Annotated in this window: 9 protein-coding genes and 2 tRNA genes; 2 read left to right on the top strand and 9 right to left on the bottom strand. The window is 73.5% G+C overall.

The window, feature by feature from the left end:
- Positions 1–75: 75 nt before the first annotated feature.
- From ACF06X_RS29325 to ACF06X_RS29315, 3 genes are all read right to left on the bottom strand, one after another.
- Positions 76–504 carry a signal protein gene (locus tag ACF06X_RS29325; RefSeq protein ID WP_392290328.1) on the bottom strand — a complete coding sequence of 143 codons (429 nt, stop codon included), beginning with the start codon at positions 502–504 and terminating at the stop codon, positions 76–78.
- A 380-nt stretch (positions 505–884) separates the two neighbouring features.
- A tRNA-Arg gene (locus ACF06X_RS29320) sits at positions 885–957 on the bottom strand.
- A 242-nt stretch (positions 958–1,199) separates the two neighbouring features.
- Positions 1,200–1,290 (bottom strand) — tRNA-Ser (locus tag ACF06X_RS29315).
- A gap of 205 nt (positions 1,291–1,495) precedes the next feature.
- On the opposite strand from ACF06X_RS29315, the gene ACF06X_RS29310 reads away from it, so the two are divergent.
- Together ACF06X_RS29310 and ACF06X_RS29305 are read left to right on the top strand one after the other, a co-directional pair.
- Positions 1,496–1,927, top strand: coding sequence for an SSI family serine proteinase inhibitor (locus ACF06X_RS29310; RefSeq protein ID WP_392290327.1), 432 nt, complete (start codon positions 1,496–1,498; stop codon positions 1,925–1,927).
- A 197-nt stretch (positions 1,928–2,124) separates the two neighbouring features.
- Positions 2,125–5,934, top strand: a complete 3,810-nt coding sequence (locus ACF06X_RS29305) for a PAS domain-containing protein (protein ID WP_392290326.1) — start codon at positions 2,125–2,127, stop codon at positions 5,932–5,934.
- 114 nt (positions 5,935–6,048) lie between these two features.
- Here the strand turns inward: ACF06X_RS29305 and ACF06X_RS29300 are convergent, their stop codons facing one another.
- From ACF06X_RS29300 to ACF06X_RS29275, 6 genes are all read right to left on the bottom strand, one after another.
- Entirely contained in the window at positions 6,049–7,701 is a 1,653-nt protein-coding gene (locus ACF06X_RS29300) for a long-chain fatty acid--CoA ligase (protein ID WP_392290325.1), read from the bottom strand.
- Between the two features lie 182 nt (positions 7,702–7,883).
- Positions 7,884–8,450 (bottom strand): SigE family RNA polymerase sigma factor, encoded by a 567-nt coding sequence (locus ACF06X_RS29295; protein ID WP_392290324.1) that lies wholly within the window; start codon positions 8,448–8,450, stop codon positions 7,884–7,886.
- Between the two features lie 124 nt (positions 8,451–8,574).
- Positions 8,575–9,627, bottom strand: a complete 1,053-nt coding sequence (locus ACF06X_RS29290) for a DUF1906 domain-containing protein (protein WP_392290323.1) — start codon at positions 9,625–9,627, stop codon at positions 8,575–8,577.
- A gap of 52 nt (positions 9,628–9,679) precedes the next feature.
- Positions 9,680–10,846 (bottom strand): lipid-transfer protein, encoded by a 1,167-nt coding sequence (locus tag ACF06X_RS29285; RefSeq protein ID WP_392290322.1) that lies wholly within the window; start codon positions 10,844–10,846, stop codon positions 9,680–9,682.
- Positions 10,843–11,283 (bottom strand): MaoC family dehydratase, encoded by a 441-nt coding sequence (locus ACF06X_RS29280; protein ID WP_392290321.1) that lies wholly within the window; start codon positions 11,281–11,283, stop codon positions 10,843–10,845. The genes ACF06X_RS29285 and ACF06X_RS29280 overlap by 4 nt, the downstream gene beginning before the upstream one ends.
- Positions 11,280–12,356, bottom strand: coding sequence for an acyl-CoA dehydrogenase family protein (locus ACF06X_RS29275; RefSeq protein WP_392290320.1), 1,077 nt, complete (start codon positions 12,354–12,356; stop codon positions 11,280–11,282). Before ACF06X_RS29275 ends, ACF06X_RS29280 begins: the two co-directional genes overlap by 4 nt.

Here is a 12,356-nt window from a genome sequence, read left to right as displayed (position 1 = left end):
ACAAATCCGAAGACAAAACGATCTTCAGACCTTATCCCCCACCACCCTTACGAGCGAGCCCCCCGGCCCGTGCCGCTAGGAGGCGGAGACGGCCAACGCGTAGTCCACACCCACCGAGAAGCCGCCCGACCGTCCACGGATCTTCAGCTCATGCTTCCCCGGCGCCAGGGCGGGCAGCTGGACCCACAGGCCGCAGCCCGTGGCGGTGAAGCTCCCTTCCTCCTCCGTGACCGCGTTTCCCCGAGCGCCGCGCACCGTCATCGCGTCGCCCCGGTACGTCTCCGGCTCGACCGCCTCGCCGTCCAGGAACACGGTCCCCCGCGCGCCCCTCATGAAGGCCGCGCAGTCCGCGGGCTCGCCGTAGGTGTTGACGACGGGGAAGGCGATGGGACGGCCGCCGGGAACCGCGCACTCGCGCGTGACCCGACCACCGAAGGTGCCGGCCAGGAACCAGACGTCCTCCGGTTGGTTGCGTCCGCACTCGCCCCCGTCCTGGTCGGACACGGGGTTGGTCTCCGGGGGCTCCGAAGCCGCCCAGGACCACCACCGCCCCTGAAGCTCCCCGGCGGAGAGCCGGACGCCCTCCGCCACCGGCGGGGGCGTCGCAGCCGAGGGGCTTGCCGCTGAGGGGCTTGCCGGCGCCGCACCCGTCGCCGTGCTCTCCGGGCCCGTCGCGGGCGCCTGCGTCGTCCCGCACCCCACCAACGCGGCCAACGACACGAGCACCCCAGCGGTCAGCCCCGCCCTCCCCGCTCCGAACCTCATGCGATCCCTCCCCACCGAGCGCGCCGTCCATCTCCCCGACGGTCGGCACGACCTGTCCTTCGCCGCTGTACGGCCCAACGCAAGAGGCCCCGGACTCTCGTCCGGGGCCTCTCAGGCTGTGCACTCGGCAGGATTCGAACCTGCAACCTTCTGATCCGTAGTCAGATGCTCTATCCGTTAAGCTACGAGTGCTTGTGCTTCTCGGCGTTTTTCTTGCCGGTCGGCGTTGCGTGGACAACATTACATGACCTGCGCCGTAGCGCGAAATCCATTAGCCAGACCCGCCCTGACCTGCGAAAACGTCTCTCAGGGGCAGATCCGGGCCCCCTCCCCCCATCCGCCGGACGGGTGACCCGGCGGGCAGTCATGGGCCTGACGCACCCGGGCCGGGAACGGCCGAAGCCCCGGCCGTGGGGCCGGGGCTTCGGGTGGGGCGGAGGCGGAGGGATTTGAACCCTCGATGGGCTTTAAGACCCAAACCGCATTAGCAGTGCGGCGCCATAGACCGGACTAGGCGACGCCTCCCTGCACTTCGCGCGGGCGCGAACGGTGCGTGCAGATGATGACACAGACGAGCCGGGTGCCACCAATCGCTTCTCACCGTACTAGCCCTCCCGGGCGGAGAGCAAAGTCCTCCGGCCCCTCCCGCTTGCGCAACGAACCCGGGGACGCAGCGTTAGAGGAGACGGGCCGCGAGTCCGTAGCCCCCACCCGCTCACCTGGAGTCCGTATGCTGCGCCGCCTCGTCCTCTCCACCCTCGCCCCCCTCGCGGCCACCGCCGGCGCCGCCGGGCTCGGGCCGGTCCCGCCGCTGCCCCTGCTGTCGCCGCCCGACGCGCTCACCGTGACGGTCTCCAAGAGCGGCCACCCGAACGCCAACGGCACCTACCGGCTCGAGTGCGGCAGCCGGGCGAGCGGGAACCACCCGGCCGCCAACCGCGCCTGCGAGCGGCTCGACCGGCTCGCGAAGGAGGGGAAGGACCCGTTCGCGGCAGTGGACAAGAACCGTTACTGCACGCAGCAGTACGGCGGGCCGGCCGTCGCCCACATCACCGGGGACTGGCAGGGGCGCCCCGTCGACGCCCACTTCGCCCGCACCGACGGCTGCGAGATCGCCCGCTGGGAGAATCTGGAGCCCGTGCTTCCGCACGTACACGGATGAAGCGCCCACGGAGCTCCACGAAAGCTCCCACGAAGCGCCGCATTGTGCCGGAGGCAAGAGACCTCCCCCCGCGCCCGGCGGCCCTGCCCTTAGACTCACCTCAGTGACAGGCCGGGGCCCGAGAGGCAAGATGGGGCCGGCCGGCCACCGGGCAGTGCAGCCGGGCAAGCGCAGTGGGTCAGGGAGGAAGCGTCGTCGTGAGCAGCAGGCCATCCCGAGGCGCTGCTCGCCTCGCAGCCATACTTGACGCCCTCCCCGACGGCCTCGTGCTCGTCAACTGCAACGGCACGGTCGTCAACGCCAACACCATCGCCCTCGGCATGTTCGAGACCCCGGGCACCGCGCTCGTCGGCCGCGGCCTGCTCGATCTGCTGCCCGGCTTCGACTCGCGCCTGATCCCCGGCTCGATGCGGCTGCCCGAGGGCACCGACGAGCGGGGCCGTACGAAGCCGACCCGGATGATCGCGCGCCGCACCGACGGCAGCGAGTTCGCCGTCGAGGTGACCAGCGCGAGCCTGGAGGACGGCCGCGAGGCCTACGACTCGTACAGCGCCTACACCGGCGACGAACTCCTCATGCTCGTCGTCCGCGATCTCACCGGCACCCTCGACACCGAGGCCGAACTCGCCCGCTCGCAGCGCCAGACCGAGATGATCCTGCGCGCGGCGGCCGAGGGCGTGGTCGGCACCGACACCGACGGACGCGTCGTCCTCGTCAACCCCGCCGCCGCGCAGATCCTCGGCTACCGCGCCAGCGATCTCGGCGGCAAGGAGCTCCACCCGCTGATCCTGCACTCGCGGGCGGACGGCGAGCCGTTCCCGTACGAAGGGTCTCCGCTCGCCGACACCCTGAAGTCGGGCCGCAAGCACCGGGTCCGCAACCAGGTGCTCTGGTCGAAGAGCGGTGCCCAGGTGCCCGTCGACCTGACGACCGCGCCGGTACGGGACGGGGACCAGCTCGTCGGCGCGGTGATGACCTTCACCGACCGCCGGCCGTACGAACAGCTCGCCGAGCAGCACGCCGCCGAACTCGCCGACCGCGCCGAGCGGCACGCGGCCGAGCTGGAGCGGCAGGCGGAGCTGCTGGAGCGGGAGAAGGAGCGGTACGACGCCCTCGCCGCCCGGCACGAGCAGCTGACGGCCGTCCTCGGCGAGTCGCTGCGCGGCCCGCTGGAGGAGCTGCGCACCGAGCTCGCCACCCTCGCGGCCGACGACGCGGGGCAGCTGTGGCCGGAGGCCAACCAGTTGCTCCACCACCTGGCCGCCGGGTACGCCCGGATGACCACCCTCGTCGACAACGTCCTCGGCTACCAGCGCCTGGACGCGGGGGCGGAGACCCTCGACAAGAACGTCGTACCGCTCGACCGGGTCGTCGGGGCGGGTGTCGACGGGGCCGTGGAGCTCATCGGGCCCGGCCGCGTCCAGTTCGCCGTGCACGCGCCGCCGATCGAGGCCGAGGTGGACGCCGGCCGGCTCGCGACCGCGCTCGCCCACCTCGTCGCGGACGTGGCCGGGGTCGACTCCACCGGCAAGGCCCGGCTCGTACCGGGCGCCGGATACGCCGACTCGACGATCGTCGTCGCGGCCGCGCAGCGCGGTGACGTCGTACGGATCGAGGTGCGCGGGCCGTACGCCGGGGGCGACGCCGTCCATCAGCCCATCGTCCGCGGGATCGTGGCGGCGCACGGCGGTGTGGTGCAGACGCACGAGGTGCCCGGGACGAGCGGCAGCGCGTACGTGCTGGAGGTTCCGCTCGGCGCCGGGAAGGGAACGGTCGCCGCCACGGCCGCGGGGCCGGGAGCTGGACTGGCCGTGGCGGGGGCGCAGCCCGAGCTGGGGCCCGTTCGCGCGGCCGCGGCGCAGCCCGCGGCTCAGGCACAGGCACAGGCACAGGCACAGGCACAGGGAGCCCAGCTCGCGCTGCCCGCGCAGGCATCGGAGACGCAGGGCGGTGGACGGCGACGCGCCCGCCGGGCGTCCACGGACGCCTTCCTGGAGAGCGCCGTCGCGGCGGAGAGCGGTACGGGTGACGGTGCGGGCGGCGGTACGGGCGCCGGTGGCGGTACGAGCGCCGGTGCCGGTGGCGGGTCCGGTGGCGCCGTCGAGCCGACCGGTCGCCGACGCGGCCGTACGGAGGACGGCCAGGCGGCCCCCGCCGAGCTGATCCCCGCCCAGAACGCGGGCCCGAGCACCCCCTCCGGCACCGAACCGACCGGTCGTCGTCGGGGCCGCCCCGCCGAGGGCGCCGTGGTGACCGCCGCCGAGGGGGCGCAGGGGCGCGCCGCTCGGGGCGACGCCGTGCCGCCGCAGGGCGTTCCCGTCCCGGCTCAGGGCACGTCCATGGAGGCCCCCGCCCTCGCCCGGGCGCTGCCGGCCGTGGCGAGCGGCGAGGGGGACGCGGCATCGGGGCAGCAGGCGGGCCGCCGGGCTCGCCGGGCGCTCGCCGCCCAGGAGCGGACCGCCGCCGCCGACGCGGGGCCCCGCACGCCGTTCGCGCTTCCGCCGGCCGATGCGGACCGGCCGTCCGAGGAGGCGGCTCAGGCCCCGCACGCCGCCCCCTTCGCGGCCCCGCAGCCGGCCCCGCAGCCGGCCCCGCAGCCGGCGCCGCAGCCTTCCGCCCTCCCCGTGAGCGACGAAGGACAGCACGACGCCGCCCGGTCCGTGCCGGGCACCGAGCACACGGCGCCGCACGCGCACCCGGTCTCCGAGCCGACCGGCCGTCGCCGGGGCGCGGATTCGGGCATCCCGCAGGAGACCCGTTCCGGTACCGGCACCGGGTCCGTACCCCTGCCGCCGGAGGCACCCGCGTCCGCGGGCGGCCGGGCCTTCAGCGTCCGTACGCTCGGGCAGGGCGTGCCCTTCGCCCAGCAGATCGCCGCCCAGCAGACGGCTGCCCAGCAGATCGCCGCGCAGCAGGCGGCTGCCCAGCAGACCGGCCAGGTCGCCCCCGGCCAGGTCGCCCCCGGGCAGAACGCGTCGAACGGCTCCGGTCGGCGGCGTAAGCTCGCCACTCCCCCCGAGGGGGACCGCCCGGCCCCCTCCGAGCCGGCGGCCAAGCCGCACCCGAACCCCCACCCGCACCCGCAGGCGTCGGACCCTCAGCAGCCGCAGCCGCAGCAGCCACTGCCGCAGCCCAAGCTCGGGCCGACCGCCCCCGAGGGCCGGGCGTACGCCATAGGAGCGCCCGCCGAGGGCTCCGCCGAAGGGCCCGAGCCGCTCGACGGCCCGGGCGGCGCGGTCGAGGTCGCGAACAGGCCGCTGCCGCAGCCGGTCGACGACGAACTGCCCCCGGAGCCGCTGGACAACCCGCGCCGTCTGCTCGTCTGGCCGGCGCCGGACGTCTCCACCCAGCAGGCGCTGAGCGACCGCGGCTACCGTCCGGTGATCGTCCACTCCCGCGAGGAGGTCGACGCCCAGATCGCGGCCTTCCCGGCCGCGCTCTTCGTCGACCCGCTGACCGGCCCCATCACCCGTACCGCGCTCCAGTCGCTGCGCCAGGCCGCCGTCGCCGCCGAGGTGCCGGTGCTGCTCGCGGCCGGGCTCGGGCAGGCGACCCGCGAGGCGGCGTACGGCGCCGATCCCGCCGTACTCCTCAAGGCGCTCGCCCCGCGCGACAGCGAGCAGCACCCCTCCCGCGTCCTGCTCATCGAGGAGCACGAGGAGATCGCGCAGGCGCTCGCGGCGACCCTGGAGCGGCGCGGCATGCAGGTGGCGCGGGCCGAGGCGGACGCCGAGGCGGTCACGCTGGCGGCGCAGATGCGGCCGAACCTGGTGGTCATGGACCTGATGCAGGTGCGCCGCCGAAGGGCCGGGATCATCGACTGGCTGCGCGCGAACGGCCAGTTGAACCGCACACCGCTCGTCGTCTACACCTCGGCCGGCCTCGACGAGGCCGAACTGCCCAAGCTGGCGTCCGGCGAGACGGTCCTCTTCCTCGCGGAACGCTCGACGAGCGACGAGGTCCAGGCCCGGATCGTGGACCTGCTGGCGAAGATCGGCACCAACTGACCGGAGCGGCCGCGGGCCGGCCTGCGGCGAGGCGCCCGGTCGTCAGACGTACGCATGAGTGAGAGGGGGCGGTGTCCGCGCGGACACCGCCCCCTCTCACTCATGCGTACGGGCTCAGAGCTGGGTCACGTCCAGCTCGCCCTCCGCGTACTGCCTGCGGATCACCTTCTTGTCGAACTTCCCCACGCTCGTCTTCGGCACCGCCGGGACCAGCGCCCAGCGCTCCGGCAGCTGCCACTTGGCGATGCCGCCCTCGGTGGCGAGGAAGGACTTCAGCGACTCGTAGTCCGCCGTCGAGCCCTCCTTGAGGACGACGGTCGCCAGTGGCCGCTCGCCCCACTTCTCGTCCGGTACGGCGACGACGGCGGCCTCGGCGACCTCCGGGTGCGCCATGAGGGCGTTCTCCAGCTCGACGGACGAGATCCACTCGCCGCCGGACTTGATGACGTCCTTGGCCCGGTCGGTGAGCGTGAGGTAGCCGTCCGCGCTGATGACGCCGACGTCGCCGGTCTTCAGCCAGCCGTCCTCGCTGAACTTGTCCGCCGGACGGATCTCCTCGCCGTCCACCCCACCGAAGTACGCGCCCGCGATCCAGTTGCCGCGGACCTCCAGCTCACCGGCCGACTCGCCGTCCCAGGGCAGGTGTTCGCCGCCGGGGCCGACAAGCCGGGCCTCGACACCGGCCGGGAAACGGCCCTGGGTGACGCGGTACGGCCACTCCTCCTCCGCCGTGAGCCCGGCCGGCGGGTGCGCCATGGTGCCGAGCGGGGAGGTCTCCGTCATGCCCCAGGCGTGGCAGAGGCGGACGCCGAGCTTGTCGTACGCCTCCATGAGGGAGGGCGGACAGGCCGCGCCGCCGATGGTGACCTGCTTCATGGACGTCAGGTCGCGCGGGTTGGCGGTGACCTCGGCGAGCAGGCCCTGCCAGATGGTGGGGACGGCGGCGGCGTGGCTCGGCCTCTCGCGCTCGATCATCTCGGCGAGCGGGGCCGGCTGGAGGAAGCGGTCCGGCATGAGCATGTTGATGCCGGTCATGAAGGTGGCGTGCGGCAGGCCCCAGGCGTTGACGTGGAACTGCGGAACGACGACGAGGGTCGTGTCCTTGTCCGTCAGGCCCATCGACTCGGCCATGTTGACCTGCATGGAGTGCAGGTAGATGGAGCGGTGGGAGTAGACGACGCCCTTGGGGTCGCCGGTGGTGCCGGAGGTGTAACACATGGCGGCGGCGGCGCGTTCGTCCAGCTCCGGCCAGTCGAAGGTGGTGGGGCGGCCGGCGAGCAGCTCCTCGTAGTCGTGCACGCGGGGCGCCACGCCGTCGAGGACGGATCGGTCGCCCGGGCCCGAGACCACGATGTGCTCGATGGTCGGCAGGTGCGGCAGCAGCGGGGCGAGGAGCGGGAGCAGGGAGCCGTTGACGAGGACGACCCGGTCGGCGGCGTGGTTGACGATCCAGACCAGCTGCTCGGGGGGAAGACGCAGGTTGAGGGTGTGGAGGACCGCGCCCATGGAGGGGATCGCGAAGTACGCCTCGACGTGCTCGGCGTTGTTCCACATGAGGGTCGCGACCCGCTGGTCTCCGGTGACGCCGAGCTCGTCGCGCAGGGCGTTCGCCAGCTGGGTCGCGCGGGCGCCCGCCTCGGCGAAGGTGCGGCGCTGCGGCTCGGGCTCACCCGTCCAGGTGGTGATCAGTGACGTCCCGTGGATCGTCATCCCGTGCTGCAGGATGCGGGTGACGGTCAGTGGTACGTCCTGCATGGTGCTCAGCACGGCGTCCTCCCGGTGGGCGCTACGTGGCAGTAGTAAGGGTGTGCAGATTCTGCGCACGTACCGCGCGGTATGTCACTACCCGGGAGTACTGAAATCGCCAGTGATGACTGGCAGGAGCGGATTCCGGAGGTTCCTACGGGGGTCGGCCACCGCACGGGGGTTGGTCACCGTACGGGGATCGGTCACCGTACGGGCGTCAGCTCCGGGTCCTCGCGAAGCTTGCCGAGCGCCCGCGAGACCGCGCTCTTGACCGTACCGATCGACACGCCGAGCACCTCGGCCGTCTGCGCCTCGCTGAGATCCTCGTAGTACCGCAGGACGACCATCGCCCGCTGGCGATCCGGGAGCTTCATCACCGCACGCCACATCGCGTCGTGCAGCACCTGGCGCTCCGCCGGGTCAGGCTCCGGCTGACCGGCCGGTTCCGGCAGCTCCTCGCACGCGAACTCGTCCACCTTGCGCTTGCGCCACTGGGACGTACGGGTGTTCACCAGGGCCCGGCGGACGTAGCCGTCCAGGGCGCGGTGGTCCTCGATCCGCTCCCAGGCGACGAAGGTCTTCGTCAGCGCGGTCTGCAGCAGGTCCTCGGCGTCCGACGGGTTCGCGGTCAGCGAGCGCGCGGTGCGCAGCAGTACGGGCCCGCGAGCCCGCACGTACGAGGAGAAGGACGGGTAACCGGTGGTCACGGCGGCCCCCCGGGCGGCCGTGGAGGCGCCGGCGCAGACGGGGCCAGAGGGTGGCGGAGTCATGCCTCCACGCTAGGAGCGGGGGCCTCGCCAGGGATCGGCCCCAGGTCCCGAACCGTGCTCCCCCTCAGGTTGTAGGGGTGGGGGCAGCTGGACCTCCTGAAGGTGGAGTCGGGCGGGGTACGGCTCAGGGTTGGGCGCCGGTGAGGTGGGCGGCGCCGGTGAGGTGGGCGGCGGCGGTGACGTGGGCGACCGGGGCGTCGACGGCGTTCCGGTCGATCAGCATGCTCCGGCCTCCGTACGACTCCCGCACGTTCCCCGCGTACTGGTGGATGCGGCTGCGGTCCCGCCAGGCGAGTGGGTGCAGCTCGGACTCGGCGTACAGCGCCGGGGCGCCCTGCCAGCGCGCGAACCAGATCACGGACGGAAGGTCCTTCACGCCGGCCTTCCGCGACCGCTCCATGTGGCGCACGCCGGTGTCGGCGCTGCTGTAGAAACCGGGCAGGTAGCCGTGGCGGCGGACCTCGCGGTTCCAGGCGCGGATGAAGAGCAGGGTGGTGGCGGCGCAGCGTAGATCGGTGAGTCGATAGGCCTCCATGTCGAGGTAGAGCGGACTGGACGTGGCGATCCCGAGGGCGCGGGCCGCCCGGACGGCCTCGCCGGCCTCCTTCGTGCCCTGCTCCCATGGGGCGCCGCCGATGGGGACGTCCTTCTTGTGCTCGGCGAACACGCAGGGCGCCTGCGACCCCACGAACAGCGGCAGCACCCGCCACCCCAGGGTCTCCACCGAGGCCACCCAGGCCTTGGTCAGGTTCTTCTGGACCAGGCAGCCCCGGCCCCGGCCCCCGAAGTACACGCCGACGGCCCGGTACGGGGACGCGCGCCAGGCCCGCATCACCGCGAGGGACGGCGCCTCACAGGTGTCGAAGGCCCGTCCGAGGAAGTGGCGGTACGGGGAGGGGGCCCGGGGAGCGCCTGCCGGAGGAGCACCTGCCGCGGGGGCGTCCATGGCAGGGGCGTCCGTGGCAGGGGCGTCCGTAGAGTCCGTCGCTGAGCCGCCCGCGGCCGTGGGCGGTTCGGAAGCCGGGGACGAACCGGAGGCCGGGGGCGACCCGGAGGGGTTGAACGCGGCGGGCGCGGCGAGCAGCGTGGTGGCGAGCGCGGCCGCCAGCGCGCGGGCGAGTGTCTGGACGGATCGGCGGCGGGGCCGCGACGCGGGGACGGTCAGGGAGCCTTTCATGGGGCGAGTGAAGGGCGCCCCGGCCCGACCGGCCACCGCTCAGGGCTTCGCCTCAGCCGTCCGTGCCCAGGATCAACCCGGACGTGGGAACCCCGGTGCCCGCCGTGACCAGCGTCCTGGCCGCGCCGGGTATCTGGTTCACGGACGTGCCCCGCACCTGCCGCACGGCCTCCGCGATGCCGTTCATCCCGTGCAGATACGCCTCGCCCAGCTGCCCGCCGTGGGTGTTCAGCGGCAGGGCGTCCGCCGCGACGAAGTCGGCCGCCTCCCCGGGCCCGCAGAACCCGAACTCCTCCAGCTGCATCAGGACGAACGGGGTGAAGTGGTCGTAGAGGATCCCCACGTCGATGTCGCCGGGCCCGAGTCCCGAGGTCCGCCATAGCTGCCGGGCGACCACCCCCATCTCCGGCAGGCCTGTCAGATCGTCCCGGTAGAAGCTGGTCATCGCCTCCTGGTTGCGCCCGGCGCCCTGGGCCGCGGCGACGATCACCGCGGGCGGCCGGCGCAGGTCGCGGGCCCGTTCGACAGAGGTGACGACGATCGCCTGGCCGCCGTCGGTCTCCTGGCAGCAGTCGAGGAGACGCAGCGGCTCGGCGATCCAGCGCGAGGCGGCGTGGTCGGCGAGGGTGATCGGCTTCCCGTAGAAGTACGCGGCCGGGTTGCGGGCCGCGTGCCGGCGGTCGGTGACGGCGACCTGGCCGAAGGCCTCGGGAGTCAGGCCGTAGGTGTGGAGGTACCGCTGCGCGGTCATGGCGACCCAGGAGGCGGGGGTGAGCAGCCCGAAGGGGAGCTGCCAGCCGAGCGCGGCGCCTTCGGCGGAGGGCTCCCGCCGCTGGACCCCGGAGCCGAAGCGGCGCCCCGAGCGTTCGTTGAACGCGCGGTAGCAGACGATGACATCGGCGACGCCGGTCGCGACGGCGAGGGCGGCCTGCTGGACGGTGGCGCAGGCGGCCCCGCCTCCGTAGTGGACGCGGGAGAAGAAGGACAGCTCGCCGATGCCGGCCGCCTGGGCGACGGTGATCTCGGGACTGGTGTCCATGGTGAAGGTGACCATGCCGTCGACGTCGGCGGGGGTGAGCCCGGCGTCGTCGAGGGCGGCGTGGACGGCCTCGACGGCGAGCTTGAGCTCGCTGCGGCCGGAGTCCTTGGAGAACTCGGTCGCGCCGATGCCGGCGATGGCGGCGCGGCCTCCGAGGCCGTCCGCCCCGCGGACGCTCATGACGCTCCCTTCTCGCCGGCCTCGTCGGCCTCGTCGGTCTCGTCGGCCTCGCCAGTCTTCGGCAGGAGCACGGTGACCGTGCCGGTGACGTGGTGGCCGAGGCCGTTCGCGCCCACGACCCGTACCCGCGCGGTGTCGCCGTCGATGTCGGTGACCGTCCCGGTCAGAGTCATGGTGTCCCCCGGATAGTTGGGCGCCCCGAGCCGTATCGCCACCTTGCGGAGCACCGCCGCCGGGCCGAAGTGGTCGGTGATGTACCGCCCCACGAGCCCGTTGGTCGTCAGGATGTTCATGAAGATGTCCGGAGAGCCCTTCGCCCGCGCGAGCTCCGCGTCGTGGTGCACGTCCTGGTAGTCGCGGGAGGCGACGGCCCCGGCGACGATCAGCGTGCGGGTGATCGGGATCTCCAGCGGCGGCAGTTCGTCCCCGGCGTTCACAACGGGTCTCCGTTCGCGATCAGGTCGCCGAGTTCGGCGAGGAGTTCGGTGCCGCAGCCGAGATAGGCGTCGAGCTGTCTGCCCCAGAGGAAGTGCCGGTGCACGGGGTGGTCGAGGTCGGCGCCCATGCCGCCGTGCAGATGCTGTCCGGTGTGGACGACCCGCTTGCCGGCCTCGGAGGCCCACCAGGCGGCGGTCAGCGCGTGCTCGGCGGCCGGCAGGCCCTGGTCGTGGCGCCAGGCCGCCTCGTAGGCGGTGACCCGGATCGCCTCGGTGTCCATATGGGCGTCGGCGGCCCGCAGCTGTACCGCCTGGCGCGTGGCGAGCGGGCGCCCGAACTGCTCCCGTACGGAGGTGTACGCGACGGCCCGGGCCAGCGAACCGGCGCAGACCCCGGCCTGAAGCCCGGCGAACGCGATCCTGGCCGCTGCCAGCACATCCGCGCAGGCCCCCGCACGAGCCTCCGCCTCCCCGCCCGCCGGGGCCCCCGCACGAGCCTCCGCTCCGCCGATCCGCTCGCCTGCGGCACCGTCGAGGACGAGCCGCCCGGCGGACCAGGGGGCGGTGAGCTCGACGGGCGCCACGGACGCCTCCGCGGTGGCGACCAGCCACAGCGCGCGCTCCTCGTCCGGTACGAGGACGTGGGTGGCGTCCCGGAGCCAGGGCACCCACTCCACGCTCCCGGAGAGCAGACCGTCCTCCCGGGCGTGGATCCGGCCGTCGGCCGGGAAGGCCCCGGTCACCACCGTCGTACCGTCCCGCAGGCCGGGCAGCAGTCTGGCGCGCTGTTCGTCGCTGCCGTGGCGGGCGACGGCGAGGACTCCGTACACACCACTCGCCACCAGCGGCACCTGGGCCGTCGTACGCCCCTGTTCCTCGGCGAGCAGCACCAGTCCGAGGAGGCCGATCTCCTCGACCGCCCCGAGCAGCCCGGCCGAGGACAGCGCCTTCCACAGCTCGGCGTCGGTGCCCGTCCCGGCGGCCGTGAGCCGTTCGTGCGTGGCGAGATCGCCGAAGATCCGCGCCGTGAGCTCCCGGGCGGCCTCCTGCTCCTCCGTGGGGGTGAAGTCCAT

The sequence above is a fragment of the Streptomyces sp. NPDC015346 genome, from assembly GCF_043078785.1.
Lineage (GTDB): Bacteria > Actinomycetota > Actinomycetes > Streptomycetales > Streptomycetaceae > Streptomyces.
The sequence above is the reverse complement of the archived record's forward strand: the minus strand, read 5'-3'. Positions and strand labels throughout refer to the sequence as shown.

Coding starts and splice junctions, on each gene's coding strand:
- ACF06X_RS29310 (WP_392290327.1), top strand. CDS start 1,496: ATGCTGCGCCGCCTCGTCCTCTCCACCCTCGCCCCCCTCGCGGCCACC.
- ACF06X_RS29295 (WP_392290324.1), bottom strand. CDS start 8,450: ATGACTCCGCCACCCTCTGGCCCCGTCTGCGCCGGCGCCTCCACGGCC.
- ACF06X_RS29290 (WP_392290323.1), bottom strand. CDS start 9,627: ATGAAAGGCTCCCTGACCGTCCCCGCGTCGCGGCCCCGCCGCCGATCC.
- ACF06X_RS29285 (WP_392290322.1), bottom strand. CDS start 10,846: ATGAGCGTCCGCGGGGCGGACGGCCTCGGAGGCCGCGCCGCCATCGCC.
- ACF06X_RS29275 (WP_392290320.1), bottom strand. CDS start 12,356: ATGGACTTCACCCCCACGGAGGAGCAGGAGGCCGCCCGGGAGCTCACG.